The sequence below is a fragment of the Pseudomonas sp. H2_D02 genome (assembly GCF_054677635.1).
This window is the reverse complement of sequence record NZ_CP162816.1, coordinates 1,178,891-1,198,577: the sequence shown is the minus strand read 5'-3', so window position 1 is coordinate 1,198,577 and position 19,687 is coordinate 1,178,891. Positions and strand designations below refer to the sequence as shown.

14 protein-coding genes are annotated in these 19,687 nt (G+C 61.9%); 10 read left to right on the top strand and 4 right to left on the bottom strand.

Annotated elements, in window-relative coordinates:
* Positions 1-12: 12 nt before the first annotated feature.
* The 8 genes from betB to yccS all read left to right on the top strand — a co-directional run bounded on the left by betB (position 13) and on the right by yccS (position 13,690).
* Positions 13-1,485: a betaine-aldehyde dehydrogenase gene (gene betB, locus AB4N42_RS05455; protein ID WP_460115944.1), complete on the top strand. Its 1,473-nt coding sequence runs from the start codon at positions 13-15 to the stop codon at positions 1,483-1,485.
* A gap of 218 nt (positions 1,486-1,703) precedes the next feature.
* Positions 1,704-3,407: a choline dehydrogenase gene (betA, locus tag AB4N42_RS05450; RefSeq protein WP_258648443.1), complete on the top strand. Its 1,704-nt coding sequence runs from the start codon at positions 1,704-1,706 to the stop codon at positions 3,405-3,407.
* A gap of 536 nt (positions 3,408-3,943) precedes the next feature.
* Positions 3,944-5,386, top strand: coding sequence for a TldD/PmbA family protein (locus AB4N42_RS05445; protein WP_460115943.1), 1,443 nt, complete (start codon positions 3,944-3,946; stop codon positions 5,384-5,386).
* The gene (locus tag AB4N42_RS05440) at positions 5,386-6,723 is read left to right on the top strand and encodes a TldD/PmbA family protein (RefSeq protein ID WP_030137840.1); all 1,338 of its coding nucleotides are present in this window, start codon (positions 5,386-5,388) and stop codon (positions 6,721-6,723) included. The genes AB4N42_RS05445 and AB4N42_RS05440 overlap by 1 nt, the downstream gene beginning before the upstream one ends.
* 197 nt (positions 6,724-6,920) lie before the next feature.
* Entirely contained in the window at positions 6,921-8,348 is a 1,428-nt protein-coding gene (mdtD, locus tag AB4N42_RS05435) for a multidrug transporter subunit MdtD (protein WP_460115942.1), read from the top strand.
* A 316-nt stretch (positions 8,349-8,664) separates the two neighbouring features.
* The gene (gene dbpA, locus AB4N42_RS05430; RefSeq protein ID WP_236010329.1) at positions 8,665-10,002 is read left to right on the top strand and encodes an ATP-dependent RNA helicase DbpA; all 1,338 of its coding nucleotides are present in this window, start codon (positions 8,665-8,667) and stop codon (positions 10,000-10,002) included.
* A 150-nt stretch (positions 10,003-10,152) separates the two neighbouring features.
* Positions 10,153-11,331 (top strand): BaiN/RdsA family NAD(P)/FAD-dependent oxidoreductase, encoded by a 1,179-nt coding sequence (locus tag AB4N42_RS05425; RefSeq protein WP_460115941.1) that lies wholly within the window; start codon positions 10,153-10,155, stop codon positions 11,329-11,331.
* Between the two features lie 175 nt (positions 11,332-11,506).
* Positions 11,507-13,690, top strand: a complete 2,184-nt coding sequence (gene yccS / locus AB4N42_RS05420) for a YccS family putative transporter (RefSeq protein ID WP_030137844.1) — start codon at positions 11,507-11,509, stop codon at positions 13,688-13,690.
* Positions 13,691-13,802: 112 nt separating this feature from the next.
* Here the strand turns inward: yccS and AB4N42_RS05415 are convergent, their stop codons facing one another.
* Entirely contained in the window at positions 13,803-14,540 is a 738-nt protein-coding gene (locus tag AB4N42_RS05415) for a substrate-binding periplasmic protein (protein WP_198796851.1), read from the bottom strand.
* 258 nt (positions 14,541-14,798) lie between these two features.
* Here AB4N42_RS05415 and AB4N42_RS05410 point away from each other — a divergent pair, with 258 nt between their 5' ends.
* Complete coding sequence (locus AB4N42_RS05410; RefSeq protein WP_030137846.1) at positions 14,799-15,251, top strand: GNAT family N-acetyltransferase; 453 nt, start codon at positions 14,799-14,801, stop codon at positions 15,249-15,251.
* A 127-nt stretch (positions 15,252-15,378) separates the two neighbouring features.
* Here the strand turns inward: AB4N42_RS05410 and AB4N42_RS05405 are convergent, their stop codons facing one another.
* From AB4N42_RS05405 to AB4N42_RS05395, 3 genes are read right to left on the bottom strand one after another with little or no spacing between them, the layout of a single operon-like run.
* A complete protein-coding gene (locus AB4N42_RS05405; RefSeq protein WP_030137847.1) occupies positions 15,379-15,675 on the bottom strand; it encodes a winged helix-turn-helix domain-containing protein in 297 nt (98 codons plus the stop codon).
* A gap of 4 nt (positions 15,676-15,679) precedes the next feature.
* Entirely contained in the window at positions 15,680-16,183 is a 504-nt protein-coding gene (locus AB4N42_RS05400) for a M48 metallopeptidase family protein (RefSeq protein ID WP_030137848.1), read from the bottom strand.
* A gap of 42 nt (positions 16,184-16,225) precedes the next feature.
* Positions 16,226-18,349 carry a putative bifunctional diguanylate cyclase/phosphodiesterase gene (locus AB4N42_RS05395; protein WP_030137849.1) on the bottom strand — a complete coding sequence of 708 codons (2,124 nt, stop codon included), beginning with the start codon at positions 18,347-18,349 and terminating at the stop codon, positions 16,226-16,228.
* A gap of 325 nt (positions 18,350-18,674) precedes the next feature.
* On the opposite strand from AB4N42_RS05395, the gene AB4N42_RS05390 reads away from it, so the two are divergent.
* Positions 18,675-19,346 carry a polysaccharide lyase family 7 protein gene (locus AB4N42_RS05390; RefSeq protein ID WP_181288242.1) on the top strand — a complete coding sequence of 224 codons (672 nt, stop codon included), beginning with the start codon at positions 18,675-18,677 and terminating at the stop codon, positions 19,344-19,346.
* The last annotated feature ends 341 nt before the right edge of the window (positions 19,347-19,687 follow it).

The following is a 19,687-nucleotide window of genomic DNA, read 5'->3' as shown; positions in this document are numbered from 1 at the left end:
TGCGAGGACTTTATGGCCCGTTTCGAACTGCAAAAACTCTACATCGATGGCGCGTACAGCGATGCCAGCGGCGACGCCACCTTCGAAGCCATCAACCCGGCCAACGGTGAAGTGCTCGCCTTGGTGCAGCGCGCAACGTTCGAGGACGTCGAGCGTGCCGTGGCCAGCGCCGAAAAAGGCCAGAAAGTCTGGGCCGCCATGACCGCCATGCAACGCTCGCGCATCCTGCGCCGCGCCGTGGACATCCTGCGCGAGCGCAACGATGAGCTGGCCGCCCTGGAAACCCTGGACACCGGCAAATCGTTCTCCGAAACCAAATACGTCGACATCGTCACCGGCGCCGACGTGCTGGAATACTATGCCGGCCTCGTGCCCGCCATCGAAGGCGAGCAGGTTCCGCTACGCACCACTTCCTTCATCTACACCCGTCGCGAGCCCCTGGGCGTGGTCGCCGGTATCGGCGCGTGGAACTACCCGATCCAGATCGCCCTGTGGAAATCCGCCCCGGCCCTGGCCGCCGGTAACGCGATGATCTTCAAGCCAAGCGAAGTCACCTCGCTGACCACCCTGAAACTGGCCGAGATCTACACCGAGGCCGGCGTTCCAGCGGGCGTGTTCAACGTGCTGACCGGCAGCGGTCGCGAAGTCGGCACCTGGCTGACCGAGCACCCGCGCATCGAGAAAATCTCCTTCACCGGCGGCACCGACACCGGCAAGAAAGTCATGGCCAGCGCCTCGAGCTCGTCGCTCAAGGACGTGACCATGGAACTGGGCGGCAAGTCGCCGCTGATCATCTTCGACGACGCTGACCTGGACCGCGCCGCCGACACCGCGATGATGGCCAACTTCTACAGCTCCGGCCAGGTCTGCACCAACGGCACCCGCGTGTTCGTGCCGAGCCACCTCAAAGCGGCGTTCGAAGCCAAGATTGTCGAGCGCGTGGCGCGCATCCGCGTCGGTAACCCTGAAGACGAAAACACCAACTTCGGCCCGCTGGTGAGCTTCGCCCACATGGAAAGCGTGTTGGGCTACATCGACAAAGGCAAAGCCGAAGGCGCGCGCTTGCTGTGCGGCGGCGGTCGCCTGACGGAAGGCGAATTCGCCAAGGGCGCGTTCGTCGCCCCGACCGTGTTCACCGACTGCACCGATGACATGACCATCGTGCGTGAAGAAATTTTCGGCCCGGTGATGAGCATCCTCACCTATGAAACCGAAGAAGAAGTGATCCGCCGCGCCAACGACACCGACTTCGGCCTGGCGGCTGGCGTCGTCACCCGCGACCTCAACCGCGCCCACCGCGTGATTCACCAGCTCGAAGCCGGCATCTGCTGGATCAACGCCTGGGGCGAATCGGCGGCGGAAATGCCGGTCGGTGGCTACAAGCAATCGGGCGTGGGCCGGGAGAACGGGATCAGCTCGCTGAACAACTTCACCCGCATCAAGTCGGTGCAGGTCGAGATGGGCGATTACACGTCGGTGTTCTGATCGGACACGGCACCTGAGGTGAGGCTTCTGTGGCGAGGGAGCTTGCTCCCGCTGGGCCGCGAAGCGGCCCCACTTCAGGCCCCTGAGTTTTCCAGACAGAACATGGTCGCCCTTTTTGCGACTGCTGCGCAGCCGAGCGGGAGCAAGCTCCCTCGCCACAGAGAATGTGGCACTCGATGACCGCGACCTGAACCCAACTCAAAAAGAGGGTGCATTTCATGTCCCAAGAATTCGATTACATCATCATCGGTGCCGGCTCGGCCGGTAACACCCTGGCCACCCGCCTGACCGAAGACGAAGGCGTCACCGTCCTGCTGCTCGAAGCCGGCGGCCCGGACTATCGCCTCGACTTCCGTACGCAAATGCCCGCCGCCCTGGCATTTCCTCTCCAGGGCCGTCGCTACAACTGGGCCTATGAAACCGACCCGGAGCCGCACATGAACGGCCGTCGCATGGAGTGCGGACGCGGCAAGGGCCTGGGCGGTTCTTCGCTGATCAACGGCATGTGCTACATCCGCGGCAACGCCCTGGACTATGACAACTGGGCCAAGCTGCCGGGCCTGGAAGACTGGACCTACCTCGATTGCCTGCCGTATTTCCGCAAGGCCGAAACCCGTGACATCGGCCCGAACGACTACCACGGCGGCGACGGCCCGGTCAGCGTGACCACGCCCAAGGCCGGTAACAACCCGTTGTTCCACGCCATGGTCGAAGCCGGCGTGCAGGCCGGTTACCCGCGTACCGACGACCTCAACGGTTATCAGCAGGAAGGTTTCGGCCCGATGGACCGTACCGTCACGCCCAACGGCCGTCGCGCCAGTACCGCCCGTGGTTACCTGGACATCGCCAAGAAGCGCTCGACACTGACCATCGTCACCCACGCCCTGACCGACAAGATCCTGTTCGAAGGCAAGCGTGCGGTCGGCGTGCGCTACCTGGTGGGCGCCGCTGAAGAGCGCGTCGAAGCTCGGGCGCGCAAGGAAGTGCTGCTGTGCTCCGGCGCCATTGCCTCGCCGCAGATCCTCCAGCGCTCCGGCGTTGGCCCGGCCAAGCTGCTGAAGAATCTCGACATCCCGGTGGTCCATGACCTGCCGGGCGTCGGCGAAAACCTGCAGGATCACCTGGAGTTGTACCTGCAATACGCTTGCACCCAACCGGTCTCGCTGTACCCGTCGTTGCTCTGGTACAACCAGCCGGCCATCGGTGCCGAGTGGCTGTTCAACGGCACCGGCATCGGCGCCAGCAACCAGTTCGAAGCCGGTGGTTTCATCCGTACTCGTCCGGATTTCGAATGGCCGAACATCCAGTACCACTTCCTGCCGGTGGCGATTAACTACAACGGCAGCAACGGCGTGAAGGAACATGGTTTCCAGGCGCACATGGGCTCCATGCGTTCGCCAAGCCGTGGCCGGATCCAGGCCAAGTCCAAAGACCCGCGCCAGCACCCGAGCATCCTGTTCAACTACATGGCCACCGAGCAGGACTGGCAGGAATTTCGCGACGGCATCCGCCTGACCCGCGAGATCATGCAGCAACCGGCGCTCGATGCCTTCCGTGGTCGCGAGATCAGCCCGGGCATCGACGTGCAGACGGACGAGCAACTGGACCAGTTCATCCGCGAGCATGCCGAAACCGCGTTCCACCCGTCTTGCTCGTGCAAGATGGGCACCGACGACATGGCCGTGGTAGACGGCGAAGGCCGCGTGCATGGCATGGTAGGGTTGCGCGTGGTCGACGCCTCGATCATGCCGATCATCACCACCGGCAACCTCAATGCGCCGACGATCATGATGGCCGAGAAAATCGCCGACAAGATCCGTGGTCGCAAGCCGTTGCCGCGCAGCACCGCACCGTACTACGTGGCCGGTGATGCGCCGGTGCGCGGCAAGCCGGTGCGTGAAGTGGCGACGGCTGCACAGTAAGACTCAAGACCGCGGCGCGGCCTTCGCGAGCAGGCTCGCTCCCACATGGGTTGGGTGGTGGACACGGATTTTGTGACCACCGAAGATCCCAATTGTGGGAGCGGGCTTGCTCGCGAAGGCGGTGGGTCAGCTTGCATCAATGTTGAATGTGCCGCCGTCTTCGCGAGCAAGCCCGCGCCCACATGGGTTGGGTGGTGGACACGGATTTTGTGACCACCGAAGATCCCAATTGTGGGAGCGGGCTTGCTCGCGAAGGCGGTGGGTCAGCTTGCATCAATGTTGAATGTGCCGCCGTCTTCGCGAGCAAGCCCGCGCCCACAAAGTCCCCACGGCGGATGCAGATTTCGTGAGCACTGAAGATCCACTGTGGGAGCGAGCCTGCTCGCGAAGGGGCCAGTCCATTCAGCATATTTCTCTGACTGCCACACCGCAAAACTCCATCTGCCTTGATCCCTCCCCCGCCCCAGGCCTACTCTAGAGCCACCGCGTCAATGCGCCGCACCTCGCTGCATCGCCACTCCAGACAAGGAGGTTTCATGTTCGACTTCCATCCCCAGCTCAAGCAGCGGTTTGCTGCCTTGCGCACGGGTGCTGAATTCTTTTCCCTGCGTTATGTCCGTGAGTCCGGCCAGCACCTGTCGGTGCGCAAGAACGTCGCCGAACCACCGAGCTTGGACCGCGACGAAGGGGCGATGCTCACCGTGCGGGTCAACGGTGTCGAGACCTACGCGGCCACCAACGATCTGTCCCAGGCCGGCCTGCAAGCGGCACTGGAGCGCGCCGAGCAACACGCTCGCCGGCTCAAGCCCCATGCGCTGCTCGACTTGCGCGAGCAAGCGGTGTCCAGCGACCGTGCCGACTACTTCTCGCCGCATTTCGACCAGGCTTTCCCTCCGCTGAGCGATTGCTACCAACTGCTCGGCGACCAATCGGCTTCGGTGCCCACCGACGAACGCCTGGTGAACTGGCAGGCCAGCATCGGCCTGACCCAGGTCGAGCAGATCTACCTCAACAGTGCCGGCGCTGAGTTGCGCCAGGCCCAACGCTTCATCTACCCGGCCCTGGACGTCACCGCCTTCGACGGCCACGACAGCCAGACCCGCACCCTGGGCCGGGAAAATTTCGGCCAGCAAGGCGGCTTCGATGTGATCAGCCGTTGCGGCCTGATCGGCGCCGGCCCGAGAATCGCCGACCAGGCCCTGCAGTTGCTCATGGCGCCGAATACCCCAGCAGGCCCGCGTGACCTGCTGCTGATGCCCGACCAGATGATGCTGCAGATCCACGAGTCCATCGGCCATCCGCTGGAACTGGACCGCATCCTCGGGGATGAGCGCAATTACGCCGGTACCAGCTTCGTCAAGACCAGCGATTTCGGCCACTTGCAATATGGCTCCAGCCTGTTGAACGTGACCTTCGACCCGGATATTCCCGAGGAACTGGCGAGCTACAGCCATGACGACGACGGCAGCGCCGCGAGCAAGCAGTTCCTGATTCGTGAAGGGCTGCTGTTGCGTCCATTGGGCGGCGCGCTGTCGCAGTTCCGCGCTGGCCTCGACGGTGTCGCCAACAGCCGCGCCTGCGGTTGGAACCGCCCCCCCATCGATCGCATGGCGAACCTGAACATCGAACCCGGCGACCAATCCCTGGAGCAACTGATCCAGGGCATCGAGCACGGCGTGTTGATGCGCACTAACCGGTCCTGGTCCATCGACGACGCCCGCAACAAGTTCCAGTTCGGTTGCGAATGGGGCCAGTTGATCGAAAACGGTGAGCTCAAGGATGTGGTGAAGAACCCCAACTACCGGGGCATCTCCGCGCAATTCTGGAAGAGCCTGAGAGCGGTGGGCGATGCGAGCACGTCCCAGGTTCTCGGCACGCCGAACTGCGGCAAGGGCGAACCGAACCAGGTCATCCGCGTCGGCCATGCGTCGCCGGCCTGTGTGTTCAGCCATGTCGATGTGTTTGGGGGAGACGCCTGATGAGCACTGTCAATAATCAAGCGGGGGCGTTCAAGGCGTTGGTCGATTGGCTACGCGATGCGCTGCGCGAACCTGAACAATTCACCCTCGGCTACGCCGCCGAGTCTTCGGCCTTCGTGCGCTTCAACCACGGTAAGGTCCGCCAGGCCGGCCAGGTGCAGCAGGCGAATGTCAGTTTCAAATTGATCAACGACGGCCGTCATGCCGATTTGCAGATCACCTTGTCCGGTGACACCGAGACCGACCTGCAACGCTTGGCCGAAGGGCTACGGCAACTGCGCGAAACCTTGCCGCTGTTGCCTGCCGATCCTTACCTGCTGCTCAACCAGAATCACTGGCGCAGCGACAACGTGCAGGCCCATCCACTGCCCGAAACGGAGCAGGCCGTCGCTGAAATCACCCGCGCCGCCGAAGGCCTGGATCTGGTCGGGTTCTATGCTGCGGGGCCCATCAGCCGCGGTTTCGCCAGTTCTTCAGGCGCATTCGGCTGGCACCAGGCCAACAGTTTCAACTTCGACTTCAGCCTGTTCCATGAGAACGGCCAGGCAGTGAAAGCCAGCTACGCCGGGCATGAATGGAGCCGCGAGGGATTCGCCCGGCGCTTCGAACAGGCTCGCGAGCAACTGGAGTTTCTCGGCCGCCCGCTGCGCACGCTGCCGCCCGGCGAATACCGCGCTTATCTGGCGCCGGCCGCCCTGGAAGAGATCATGGGCATGCTCAGTTGGGGCGGTTTTTCCGCACGGGCGATTGCCAGCAAGCAGAGCCCGCTGCAGAAGTTCTACGCTGGCGAGGCCCACTTCAGTCCCAACGTGTGGTTGACCGAGCAGGTCAGCGGCTCCTTGAGCCCGGCGTTTTCCGACGAAGGTTATCCCCGCGACGACCTGACGCTGATTGCCAAGGGCACGGCCAACGCGCGACTGGTCAACTCCCGCAGCGCCGCCGAATACGGCCTCACTGCCAATGGCGCCAGCAGCTACGAATACCCCACGGCGCTGGACATGAAGGAGGGCCACCTCGAGCAGCGGCACATTCTTGAGGAGCTCGGCACCGGCTTGTACATCAGCAACCTGTGGTACCTGAACTACTCGGACCAACCCGCGGCGCGCCTGACCGGCATGACCCGCTTCGCCACGTTCTGGGTCGAGAACGGCCAGATCCAGGCTCCGGTCAGTACCATGCGTTTCGACGACAGCGTCTACAGCCTGCTGGGCTCGCACCTCGAAGCGCTGACCCGGGAGCGGGAACTTCTGCTTTCGGCCAGCACCTACAGCCAACGGGCCACGGCCTCGATGTTGTTGCCGGGGGCGTTGGTGAAGCGCTTGACCTTGACCCTGTAGTTAGCAAACACAGAACCTGTGGCGAGGGGATTTATCCCCGCTGGGTTGCGAAGCGACCCCAAGAAGCTTGAATAGGCTCCGCCTGTTTTACTGGGCTGGTAGATCGGGGGCTGCTTCGCAGCCCAGCGGGGATAAATCCCCTCGCCACAAAGCGCTTTCGCTGCAGGTCAATGTCCACTGTCCACACAAGAGGTCCCATGCCCAACCGCGCTCCCCTCGATGCCGTCACCGCCCGCTGGCTCCCGTGGGTGGTGGCGATTGCCTTTTTCATGCAGTCCCTCGACGGGACCATCCTCAACACTGCCCTGCCCGCCATGGCCAGTGACCTGGCGGAAAACCCGCTGCGCATGCAGGGTGTGATCATTGCCTACATGCTCACCGTGGCGCTGTTGATCCCGGCGTCAGGCTGGATCGCCGACCGCTTCGGCACCAAGAAGATTTTCTTCGGCGCGATCCTGTTGTTCAGCTTCGGCTCCTTGCTCTGCGCCTTGTCCAGTTCGTTGAGCATGCTGGTCGGCGCCCGTGTCGTCCAAGGCCTGGGCGGTGCGTTGATGCTGCCGGTGGGCAGGCTGGTGGTATTGCGGGCCTATCCACGCTCGGAGCTGGTGCGAATCATGGGTTTCATCACCATTCCCGGCCTGCTCGGCCCGCTGATCGGCCCGACCATGGGCGGCTGGATGGTGGAATACATGACCTGGCACTGGATTTTCATCATCAACCTGCCGGTGGGCGTGATCGGCTGTTATGCCGTGTGGAAATTCATCCCGGACCTGCGCGGCAGCGAGCGCACGCGCTTCGATGGCCTGGGCTTTTTGCTGTTTGGCGCGGCGATGGTACTGATCACCATTGCCATGGAAGGCCTGGGTGAATTGCACCTGCCGCACCTGCGGGTGATGTTGCTGCTGTTCGGCGGCATGGCCTGCCTGGCGGCCTACTGGTTGCGGGCCGGGCACGTCGAGAACGCGCTGTTCCCACCGTCGCTGTTCAAGACCCGAACCTTCGCCGTGGGCATCCTCGGCAACCTGTTCGCGCGCCTGGGCAGCGGCGCCCTGCCGTTCCTGGTGCCGTTGTTGTTGCAAGTCGCCTTGGGTTATTCGCCCTCCCAGGCCGGGATGAGCATGCTGCCCCTGGCGGCCGCGGCGATGGTCGCCAAATCGGTCGCCCGGCCATTGATCGAGCGCTTCGGCTATCGCATTGTCCTTACCGCCAATACCCTCGCCCTGGGCGTGATGCTGGCGAGCATGGGGCTGGTCAGCGAACAGACGCCGTACTGGCTGTTGCTGGCGCATCTGGCAGTGCTGGGGGCGATCAACTCGCTACAATTCACCGCGATGAACACCGTGACCCTGATCGACCTGGACGATGCCAGCGCCAGCAGTGGCAACAGCCTGTTGTCGGTGGTGGCGCAACTGTCCCTGAGCCTCGGCGTGGCTTGCGCCGGAGCCTTGCTTGGCGGCTTCACGGCCCAGGTTGGCAACGACGGGGTGGAGACGGTGCTGGGCGCGTTCCAATTGACCTTCGTGACGGTGGGGATCATGGCGATGCTGGCGGCGACGATCTTTTCCCAGTTGTCGAAGCAGGATGGACGGCGGCAGAAGCGGCCGGATGAGCATATCGAACACTGACCAGTGGAATTGGGGAGCTTTTGTGGCGAGGGGATTTATCCCCGCTGGGTTGCGCAGCAGCCCCAAAAAGGCTGAATGCGCTCTCCCTGATCCACCAAGGTGACCATCCTAGGGGCTGCTTCGCAGCCCAGCGGGGATAAATCCCCTCGCCACAATAAATCCCCGCCACATGTTCTGCGGTTCGGCCCTCACAGCTCGTCCAGAACTTTCGAAGAAAGTGGCACGAGGCTGCTACACTGCGCGACATTTTGTTTTGCAGGCCAGTCCCGTGACCACCATTGCCACCGCTTTTAATACTTTGCCGCTGTCCGCCGCCATGCTGGCTAACCTCGAATCACTCGGTTATGCCCAGATGACGCCGATCCAGGCGCAAAGCTTGCCGGTGATCCTCAAAGGCATGGACTTGATCGCCCAGGCCAAGACCGGCAGCGGTAAGACTGCCGCCTTCGGCATCGGCCTGCTGAATCCGATCAACCCGCGCTATTTCGGCTGCCAGGCCCTGGTGATGTGCCCGACCCGCGAGCTGGCCGACCAGGTTGCCAAGGAAATCCGCCGCCTGGCCCGCGCCGAAGACAACATCAAGGTCCTGACCCTGTGCGGCGGCGTGTCGTTCGGCCCGCAGATCGCCTCCCTCGAACACGGCGCTCACATCATCGTCGGCACGCCGGGGCGCATCCAGCAGCATCTGCGCAAGGGCTCGCTGGTGCTCGACGGCCTCAATACGCTGATTCTCGACGAAGCCGATCGCATGCTCGACATGGGCTTCTACGACGCCATTGAAGACATCATCCAGCAGACCCCGGAACGCCGCCAGACACTGCTGTTCTCCGCCACCTACCCGGTGGGCATCAAGCAGCTAGCCTCCAAGTTCATGCGTGACCCGCAGCAAGTGAAGGCCGAGGCGTTCCACTCCGACGCGCAGATCGAGCAGCGTTTCTACGAGATTTCGCCCGAGGAGCGCATGGACGCGGTGGTCAAGGTCCTGGCGCATTTCCGTCCGGCTTCTTGCGTGGCGTTCTGCTTCACCAAGCAGCAGGTCCAGGAAACCGTCGATCACCTGACGTCCAAGGGCATCTCCGCCGTCGGCCTGCACGGCGACCTTGAACAACGCGACCGCGACCAGGTGCTGGCGATGTTCGCCAACCGCAGCACTTCGGTGCTGGTGGCCACCGACGTGGCGGCCCGCGGCCTGGACATCGATGCCCTGGACATGGTGATCAACGTCGAACTGGCCCGGGATTCGGAAATCCACATCCACCGCGTCGGCCGCACCGGCCGCGCCGGTGAGAAAGGCATCGCCATCAGCCTGGTGGCGCCGTCCGAAGCCCACCGCGCCCAGGCTATCGAGCAACTGCAGAAGTCGCCGCTGAGCTGGGACCAACTGGACAACCTCAAGCCCCAGGGTGGCGGCCCGTTGCTGCCAGCGATGAGCACCCTGTGCATCGGCGCCGGGCGCAAGGACAAGGTCCGTCCCGGCGACATCCTTGGTGCCCTGACCGGCGACGCCGGCATTCCCGGCGCCCAGGTCGGCAAAATCGCGATCTTCGATTTCCAGGCCTACGTGGCCGTGGAACGCGGGATCGCCAAGCAGGCGCTGCAACGCCTGAACGATGGCAAGATCAAGGGTCGGTCGTTGCGGGTGCGGATCCTGTAACCGATCGCCAACCCAACAGATATCAAACTGTGGGAGCGAGCTTGCTCGCGATGGCGTCAGTTCTGTCACCTCGATGTTGACTGAACCACCGCTATCGCGAGCAAGCTCGCTCCCACATTCAGTATTGTGGAAAGCTGAGAGGACACCGTTTTGCGCTCTACCGAAGTCGTGATCATTGGCGCTGGCGCCGCGGGGTTGATGTGCGCGCTGACCGCTGCCGCGCGCGGACGCCAAGTGATGCTGCTGGACCACGCCAACAAGGCCGGCAAGAAAATCCGCATGTCGGGCGGTGGACGCTGCAATTTCACCAATATGTACACCGAGCCGGGCAATTTCCTCTCGCAGAACCCACACTTCTGCAAATCGGCGCTGGCCCGCTACACCCAATGGGATTTCATCGCGCTGGTGGCCAAGCACGGCGTGCCCTATCACGAGAAAAAACTCGGCCAATTGTTTTGCGATAACAAGTCCAGCGACATCCTCGGCCTGCTGCTGGACGAATGCGACCAGGCCGGCGTCAACCTGCACCTGGACACCTCGATCGAGCAGATCGAAAAGACCGACGGCGGCTACCTGCTGCAAACCACCCTCGGCGCCCTCACCTGCCAGTCCCTGGTCATCGCTACCGGCGGGCTGTCGATTCCGACCCTCGGGGCAACCGGCTTCGGTTATCAGGTGGCGAAGCAATTTGGCCATGAGTTGCTGCCAACTCGCGCCGGGCTGGTGCCGTTCACCATCACCGACCAGCTCAAGACCCTGTGCACTGAACTGTCGGGCACCTCGGTCGATTGCCTGGTGAGCTGCAATGGCCAGAGTTTTCGCGAGAACATCCTGTTCACCCACCGCGGCCTGAGCGGCCCGGCGATATTACAGATTTCCTCGTTCTGGGAACCAGGGGACACGGTGCAGATCAACCTTTTGCCCGACCACGACGTGCCGCAATGGCTGCAGCAGCAACAGGCCGAACGTCCCAACAGCGAATTGAAAACACTGCTGGGCGAGCTGTTCACCAAGAAAATGGCCAACCTGCTGGCCGACACCTGGTTCGCCTCCAAACCCATGAAGCAATACACCCACGCGGAGCTGGCGGACATCGCCGAGAAACTGGCGAGCTGGAACGTCGTCCCTGCCGGCACTGAAGGCTACCGCACCGCCGAAGTCACGCTGGGTGGCGTCGACACCCGGGAAGTCTCGTCCAAGACCATGGAATCGTTGAAAAGCCCCGGGCTGTACTTCATCGGCGAAGTGCTGGATGTCACTGGGCACCTGGGCGGGTTCAACTTCCAGTGGGCCTGGGCTTCGGGGTATGCGGCGGCGCAGTACGTCTGATCCCACCCCATGTTGAGCCTGCTTTTGTGGCGAGGGGATTTATCCCCTCGCCACAGAGGTGTAAGTGTCCTTCATCCTCCGGAACACTTTTTGCTGTCAGATGTGATCGCCGCCATTGCATCGGCGTCATTACTGCCTCAATTTAGCGTCATTGCCCGTCAGGCCCTTGCACTTCATGTCATCGACCTCGTTTAGCCAATCCCTGCGGCGCCTTTGGGCGCTGGACAAGTTCAGTTATAGCGTGCGGGTGTTCATCGCCCTGACCGGCAGCATGGGGCTGTGCTGGTATCTGGATGAAATGGGGCTGCTGATTCCCCTGTTCCTGGGCATCATCGCCAGCGCCCTGGCCGAGACCGATGACAGTTGGCAAGGCCGCCTCAACGCCTTGGTCGTGACGCTGGTGTGCTTCACCGTTGCCGCGTTGTCGGTGGAGTTGCTGTTTCCCTATCCCGTCCTGTTCATAGTCGCCCTGGCCCTGGCTGCCTTTGGCCTGACCATGCTTGGCGCCTTGGGCGAGCGCTACGGCGCGATCGCCTCGGCCACCTTGATTCTCTCGGTCTACACCGTCATCGGCGTGGACCAGCGCGGCGGCGCGGTGACTGACTTCTGGCACGAACCTTCACTGCTGGTGGCCGGTGCCGCATGGTATGGCCTGCTCTCGGTCCTCTGGCACGCGCTGTTTTCCAACCAGCCCGTGCAGCAAAGCCTGGCGCGACTGTTTCGCGAATTGGGGCGTTACCTGAAGCTCAAGTCGTCGTTGCTCGAACCGATCCGCCACCTGGACGTCGAGGCGCGACGCCTGGAACTGGCCCAGCAGAACGGTCGGGTCGTCGCCGCGCTCAACAGCGCCAAGGAAATCATCCTGCACCGCGTCGGCAACGGCCGACCCGGCTCGAAAGTCAGCCGCTACCTGAAGCTGTATTTTCTCGCCCAGGACATCCACGAACGCGCGAGCTCTTCCCATTACCCCTATAACGCGCTGGCCGAAGCCTTCTTTCACAGCGATGTGCTGTTCCGCTGCCAGCGCCTGCTGCGCCAGCAGGGCAAGGCCTGCCAGGCTCTGGCGGAGTCGATCCAGCTGCGCCAGCCGTTCGTCTATGACGACAGCTTTGCCGAAGCGTTGAACGACCTGCACGCGTCCCTCGAACATTTGCGCATCCAGAGCAACCCGGCCTGGCGCGGTTTGCTGCGTTCGCTGCGCGCGTTGTCGGTGAACCTTGGCACGATGGACCGTCTGCTCAGCGATGCGAGCAATCCCGACGCGTTGGCCGACGCCACCGACAGCAGCCTCCTGGACCGCTCACCACGCAACCTCAAGGACGTCTGGGTACGCCTGCGTACCCAGCTCACGCCCACCTCGCTGCTGTTTCGTCACGCGCTGCGATTGCCGTTGGCCTTGAGCGTGGGCTACGCCATGGTGCACCTGATCCACCCGTCCCAAGGCTACTGGATCGTCCTTACCACACTGTTCGTTTGCCAACCCAACTACGGCGCCACCCGGCGCAAGCTCGGCCAGCGGATCATCGGCACCGCGATCGGCCTGACGGTGGCCTGGGCATTGTTCGATCTGTTCCCGAACCCGCTGGTGCAGTCGTGCTTCGCCATCGTCGCCGGAGTCATATTCTTTACCAACCGCACCACCCGCTACACCCTGGCGACCGCGGCAATCACCATCATGGTGCTGTTCTGCTTCAACCAGGTCGGCGACGGCTACGGCCTGCTGCTGCCACGGCTATTCGATACCTTGGTAGGCAGCCTGATCGCCGGGCTGGCAGTGTTCCTGTTCCTGCCCGACTGGCAGGGCCGACGGCTGAACAAAGTGCTCGCCAACACGCTCACCTGCAACAGCATCTACCTGCGCCAGATCATGCAGCAATACGCGGCCGGAAAAAGTGACGACCTGGCCTATCGCCTGGCCCGACGCAACGCCCATAACGCCGATGCGGCGCTGTCCACCACGCTGGCGAACATGCTGATGGAGCCTGGGCATTTCCGTAAGGAGGCCGACGTCGGATTCCGCTTCCTGGTGTTGTCCCACACGTTGCTCAGCTACCTGTCAGGCCTGGGCGCCCACCGGGGCACGGAATTGCCAACTGAAGTGCGCGAATACCTGATCGACGGCGCGGGCGTAAAACTGGCGTCCAGCATCGATGAAATCGCCCAAGGCCTGGCGAGCAAACAGTCGATTGCCATCCAGAGTGACGAAGAGGAAGCACTGGCCAGCGAGCTTGAGCAGATGCCCGACGAAATCGACGAAGGGCAGCGGCTGGTGCAGACTCAATTGGCCTTGATCTGCCGCCAGTTGGGGCCGTTGCGCACGTTGGCGGCGCATTTGATCAAGGACACCAGCGAGGCTTGAGACTGTAGTGGATGGGCCGGCCCCTTCGCGAGCAGGCTCGCTCCCACAACAAATGTACGTTTGCCTGTGGGAGCGAGCCTGCTCGCGAATGAGCACCCGCCACACAGCTGTCTTACATCCCATGCGCCTTCAATAGCCGCTCATAACTCCCATCCGCCCTCATCGCCGCAATTTCACGATCGAATCCAGCCACGATCTGCTCGTGTTCGGGGTTCTTCAGGCTGACCAATATGTGCAGGCTGTTTTCGCTCAAGGGCTTGGGCAGGAACTCCACGGCGTTGCGCACCTTTGGGGATTCCCGAGCCAGGTAGTAACGGGCGACGTACTCATCTTCCAAGGTCAGTTTCACCCGGTCGGCAGCCAGCATGCGCACGGCCATCGCAAAGTTGTGCACAGGGATCTTCTGCATCTGCGCGTCCTCGTCGAACGCCTTGGCATAGGCGTAGCCACGCACCACGGCGACGGGGTAGGCATATAGCTGCTGAAGATTATCGAACTCGATGTCCGCATCCTTGCGCTTGATGAAGCGCACCCGGTTAAGCAAATACTCGGCCGAGAACTGACCCACATGGGTGCGTTCTTCGGCGTACCAGGCGTTGACCAGCACGTCGTAGCGCCCTTCACTGATGCCCAGCATCGCCCGTGCCCAGGGCACCTGCTCGAAGTCACTGGCATAGCCCGCCCGCGCCAGGGCCGTCGTGACGATATCGGTCGCCAGGCCGCCGTTGACCAAGGTCGAATCGGTGAAAGGGGGCCAGGCATCGGCCACCAGGCGCAACTTCTGCGCGCAGACGCTGTGGCTCAGCAACAACAGTCCGACCAAAGCAAGAACTCGATGCAATCGCGGCATGCCAAACATCCTTGACGGGTTCAAGCCCGGTTTGTTTTTAGCCGAAATCCAAGGGACATCCGCAGACGTCCGGTCCTAACGTTAGCTCATCGAAACCGCTGCGCAGGGCTGAATCGAAGATTACACAAAGAAGACAAGACCGCGACACATCCATGATGGCATTTTGGTCTTTATCACAGATTTTCCGACCAATCGAAAAGAGACTTCCGACGTGAGGACGCCTAATATCGGCATCAGGCATTCAAGGAAATTCAAAAAATGGATATCGACTGGGTCTGCAAACATCACAGCGACGTGAGCAAGGAGCAGCTGTACGCCATTCTAAAATTGCGCGCCGACGTGTTCGTGGTCGAGCAGAGCTGCGCCTACCCGGACGTGGATGGACTCGATCTGGAAGGAGACACGTGCCACCTGATGGCTTGGCGGGACAATCACCTGATCGCCTACCTTCGTTTGCTCGATCCCCACTCGCGCAACAGCGACGTGGTGATTGGCCGGGTGGTCATCGCGCCAGAAGCACGCGGCCAGGGGCTGGGGCATGCGCTGATGGAGCGTGCGCTCGAACAGGCGCAGAAGCACTGGCCCGGCACATCGATTTCGTTGTCGGCCCAGGCGCATCTGCAGGGGTATTACGGGCGGTATGGGTTTGAAGCGGTGGGTGTCGAGTATCTGGAGGATGGGATTCCGCATATCGGCATGCATCGTCCTTAAGGTCCTCTTCGCGAGCAAGCCCGCTCCCACAAGGGTTCTGAGGTAGACAAAGTTTTTGTGCCTACAAAAGATCCCACTGTGGGAGCGGGCTTGCTCGCGAAGACGCCAACCCAGACACAACCAGCATTCAGGGATAGCCGAGCACCGCCCTGATCCGCTCCAGGTTCTGCTCGATCCACCCCCGATCAATCGCCCCCCAATCGCGAATCCGATATCGCCCGGCATGGTTGCGCGCGCCTTCTTCTTGTTCGAACTCACACAGGATATCCAGGTCCGCCAGCGCCGCCACGGTGTCCTGGGCCGTACGCCGGGGCATGCCGGTGACTTCGGTGAGGGCCGGGACGTTACTGGCCAGGCCGCTGTCGATCAGGTAAGCCACATACAAGCGACGATAGAAGCTGCTCTTGGTCTTGCTGACGTCCATCCGATCATTCCTTGTCTTGTTGCAGGTCCCGCCAGGTCAGGTACACCCGCAGGTCGAATTCCAACTGGTGATAACCCGGCAGCATGTGCTCGCAAAGTTGGTAGAACGCCTTGTTGTGGTCCGATTCCTTGAAGTGGGCCAGCTCGTGAACCACGATCATCTTCAGGAAGTCGGGCGCCGCCTCCTTGAACAACGATGCGATGCGGATTTCCTTCTTGGCCTTGAGCTTGCCACCTTGCACCCGCGACACGGCTGTATGCAGGCCCAGTGCACGATGCGTCAGGTCCAGGCGATTGTCGAACAGCACCTTGTCGATGGCCGGCGCGTTACGCAGGTATTGCTGCTTGAGTTCCAGCGCGTAGGCGTACAACGCCTTATCGCTCTGGATCGGATGCCGGTCGGGATAGCGCTGGCGCAGGTAATCGCCCAGCCGATCCTCGGCGATCAATTGTTGCACCTGGGCTTGCAAGGCGGCGGGGTACGCCTGGAGGTATTTGAGCGCAGTCATCGGGCGGCCACACCATTACAAAAGGCCGCCAGTGTAGCGAATTCAGGCGATGACCGCGCTCCAGTCGAAGGGCTTGGCGAAGGCGTTGGTGTCTTCCGCCATCAAGGGGCGCGCCACGAGGAAACCTTGCACGAACTCGCAGCCGTGGGCCTGCAACCACTGATATTGTTCGCGGGTCTCCACCCCTTCGGCGATCACTCGCAAGCCCAGTTGCCGACACAGGTCGATCACCGAGGCGGCCAATGCGGCATCTCGGGGCGAGCCTGGCAAACGGGCGATCAAATGCCGGTCGAGCTTGAGGGTATCGAGCTCCAGATCCCGCAGGTGAGCCAACGAGCAAGGCCCGGAACCGAAGTCATCCAGCGCCACGCGCACCCCCAGATGGCGCAGCAATCGCAGTTGCTTATGGGTCTCGTCCGGGTTGCGCATCAGCGCATCCTCGGTCACCTCGACCTCAAGTTGCCGAGGCTTCAAGGCGTGGCGCTCCAGCACCTGGCGCAACTCGGTCACCAGGTTGGGCATGCCGAACTGAGTGCTGCTCAAGCTCACGCCCAACACCAGATCCTCGGCGAACAAGCGCTCCCAGACTTTGCGCTGGGCCGCGCTGCGGTGGTAGATCCAACTGCCCAGTCGGCTGATCAGCCGCGCCTCTTCCAACAGCGGCAGGAACAAGCCCGGCGGAACATCGCCGACGCTTGGGTGCTGCCAACGCAACAGCGCCTCGAACCCGCGAATGCGTCCATCATGAATACTGACCTGCGGCTGGTAGACCATATTGAAGTCGCGGTTTTCGATGGCCGAGCGCACGCTTTCCTCGAGCATCAGCCGTGAACGGGCCCGACCGTTCATTTCGTGGTCATAAAAACGATATTGCTGGCGGCCGGCGCGCTTGGCCTCGTACATCGCGATGTCGGAAGCGCGCAGCAGGCCATCGAGGTTGGAGCCGCAATCCGGGTAAGTCGCGATCCCGATGCTGGCCCCCAGCGTCACGTCCATGCCTTCGATCTGCTGGCAGATCGAAACCCGTTCAATAAGTTTCTCGGCGATCTTGGCAGCCTGCTCGGGTACTTCAAGATCCAGCAGGGCCGTGAACTCATCACCGCCGAGCCGCGCGAGAATATCGAAGGGTCGCAGGCAGGCCTTCAATTGTTCGGAGACCCAGCGCAGCACCCGATCGCCGGCATCGTGGCCCAGGGAATCGTTGACGCGCTTGAAGCCATCAAGGTCCAGGTACAGCAGCACCCAGTTGCTTTCCAGCCGTTCGCTGCGCATCAGCAGGTTTTCCGCCGTCTGATAGAACCCCCTGCGGTTGAGCAAGCCGGTCAGCGGGTCAGTCACAGCCTGGAATTCCAACTGCTGGTGCAGATGGCGAACCACCGACATGTCCTGGAGCGTCACCACCATGGCCTTCTGTTCCGAGGGCAAAGGCGCACAGGACAGGGCCACCGACACCTGCTGGCCGGGTGCGGTACGCAACACCGCATCGTGCAGGCGCCAGGTTTCGCCGCGCTGGTAGGCGATATGGATCTCCGAGTCCGTCCATTCGGGAATATGGGGCTTCTGCAGGAAATCGAGTAAAGGCATCCCCTGCAACTGGTCCGCGGTGGCATTGAGCAGACGGCACGTCGAAGGGTTGGCGAAACGGATGCAGCCGTCCTCATCCACCACCAGGATCCCTTCGGCGGCGTTGTCCAGCACCGAGGCATTGAAGGCCCGTGCCGCTTCGAGATCCTGGCTCAAGCGCTGCAAGGCGCGGCGGTTACGCTGGTGCTCGAGCAACGCCTGGACCTTGGGCTTGAGGATCTGCGGATCGAAGGGTTTGAACAGGTAATCCACCGCGCCACTGGCGTAGCCCTTGATGACGGCGTCCTGGGACTGCTCGTTGGCGGTGAGGAAAATGATTGGCGTGAGCCGCGTGCGCTGGCTGCCGCGCATCAGGCGCGCCACTTCGAAACCGTCCATGTCCGGCATCTGCACATCCAGCAGCACCAGGTCGATGTCATGTTCGAGCAGCAGATTCAGCGCCTCGATCCCCGAGGACGCGGTCATCACCTGCCAATCCTGACGCTGCAGCAACGCTCGCATGCTGAGCAGGTTTTCGGGGTAGTCATCAACGATCAAAAGGACAGAGCTGTCTTCGCCAAACGGGGGTTGCGCGCATTCCATGCTGCTTCTCTTATCGGGGCGCCATGTCCGCCCTATCGAGCAAGGCGGACAACATACAGTGATCTCACTCTAGACCGGGATTTTGAAAAGCAGTAGGTGTCATCGCGCCATCATCCAGACAAAGCCCGAAATAGCCGACTAACGGTCACCCCAGTCAGGCACAAAAGCTGCAACGACACCACTGACAGTCAATTGACGTCAAACAACCGCCGAACGGTCAACAAGAAAAGCCCCTATCCAGCGTTTCGAGACGCTTCAAAAGGGCGGTTTAAAGCCTCCCGACGCGGCGCACCCTTTTTTACATCCCGATACGTAGGACCTGAACATGATCGATCTCACCACCTGGAACTTGAGCATCCCCGAAGGCAGCCCGGCGATGACCATCGAAACCCCTCGCCTGGCGCAAGGGTTCAAGGATCAATATTTCAACGCCGAAACCGGCACCGTGTTCTTCTGGGCCCCGGTAACCGGCACCAAGACGGCCAACGCGATTTACCCGCGCAGCGAACTGCGCGAAACCTATCCCGACGGCACCTTGCGCAACTGGCTTTACCCGTCGGCGGACAACACCCTGCGCGCCACCATTACCGTCAATCAGGTACCCAGCTCCGGCAAGATCGTGATTGGTCAGATTCATACCAAGGACAGCACCAGCCCGATGGTGAAGCTGGAATACCAATACAAGACCTACAGCTCCACGGGAAACATCGTCGCCAAGGTGCGCATGCGTCCTGATGACGAGACGGGGCAGGTCATTACCATTGCCACCGGCGTGACCCTGAACCGCAGCTTTTCGTACATGATTCACCTGAGCCCCAAGGGTGCACTTGGCATCAGCGCAGCGGGTTACAACTGGCGTACCACCGTAGATCCGAGCTGGAAGGTAAAGCCGCTGTATTTCAAGGCCGGCGTTTATGTCCAGGACAACACGGGCTATGTCACTGAAGGCGGAAAAGTGACGTTCAGCCTGTTGGAAATCAAACACACCACCCTTTGATCGCCGCCCCGCTCCGCCGTGACAGCAGCACGGAACGCTGCTATCGACCGTCCCGTTTAGAAAGCATCCGACTCAGGGTGCTTTTTTTGGTCTTGAATCCGGCAAGGCTGCCAAATGGCCATCCCGTAAGGTTCCCCGCAAAAACCAGATAATCGACCAATGGTCGTTTTTCTCGGGCACAAAACCGGCAAACGCCACTCTGACGGTCTGCTGACGCCAACCCTCCGCCGGACGACTGTGTCAAATCTTCGTCCCCACCCCTTCTTGGCGTCGGAAAAAGCGCGTCTTAGAGCCTCCGGCTGTGGCGTAAATCATTTCTTCTCCTCAGAAAGGATCCGAAC

Excerpts from the sequence above, each read along its gene's own strand:
- betB (WP_460115944.1), top strand. The coding sequence starts at position 13 with ATGGCCCGTTTCGAACTGCAAAAACTCTACATCGATGGCGCGTACAGC.
- betA (WP_258648443.1), top strand. The coding sequence starts at position 1,704 with ATGTCCCAAGAATTCGATTACATCATCATCGGTGCCGGCTCGGCCGGT.
- AB4N42_RS05445 (WP_460115943.1), top strand. The coding sequence starts at position 3,944 with ATGTTCGACTTCCATCCCCAGCTCAAGCAGCGGTTTGCTGCCTTGCGC.
- AB4N42_RS05440 (WP_030137840.1), top strand. The coding sequence starts at position 5,386 with ATGAGCACTGTCAATAATCAAGCGGGGGCGTTCAAGGCGTTGGTCGAT.
- mdtD (WP_460115942.1), top strand. The coding sequence starts at position 6,921 with ATGCCCAACCGCGCTCCCCTCGATGCCGTCACCGCCCGCTGGCTCCCG.
- dbpA (WP_236010329.1), top strand. The coding sequence starts at position 8,665 with ATGCTGGCTAACCTCGAATCACTCGGTTATGCCCAGATGACGCCGATC.
- yccS (WP_030137844.1), top strand. The coding sequence starts at position 11,507 with ATGTCATCGACCTCGTTTAGCCAATCCCTGCGGCGCCTTTGGGCGCTG.
- AB4N42_RS05415 (WP_198796851.1), bottom strand. The coding sequence starts at position 14,540 with ATGCCGCGATTGCATCGAGTTCTTGCTTTGGTCGGACTGTTGTTGCTG.
- AB4N42_RS05410 (WP_030137846.1), top strand. The coding sequence starts at position 14,799 with ATGGATATCGACTGGGTCTGCAAACATCACAGCGACGTGAGCAAGGAG.
- AB4N42_RS05405 (WP_030137847.1), bottom strand. The coding sequence starts at position 15,675 with ATGGACGTCAGCAAGACCAAGAGCAGCTTCTATCGTCGCTTGTATGTG.
- AB4N42_RS05400 (WP_030137848.1), bottom strand. The coding sequence starts at position 16,183 with ATGACTGCGCTCAAATACCTCCAGGCGTACCCCGCCGCCTTGCAAGCC.
- AB4N42_RS05395 (WP_030137849.1), bottom strand. The coding sequence starts at position 18,349 with ATGGAATGCGCGCAACCCCCGTTTGGCGAAGACAGCTCTGTCCTTTTG.
- AB4N42_RS05390 (WP_181288242.1), top strand. The coding sequence starts at position 18,675 with ATGATCGATCTCACCACCTGGAACTTGAGCATCCCCGAAGGCAGCCCG.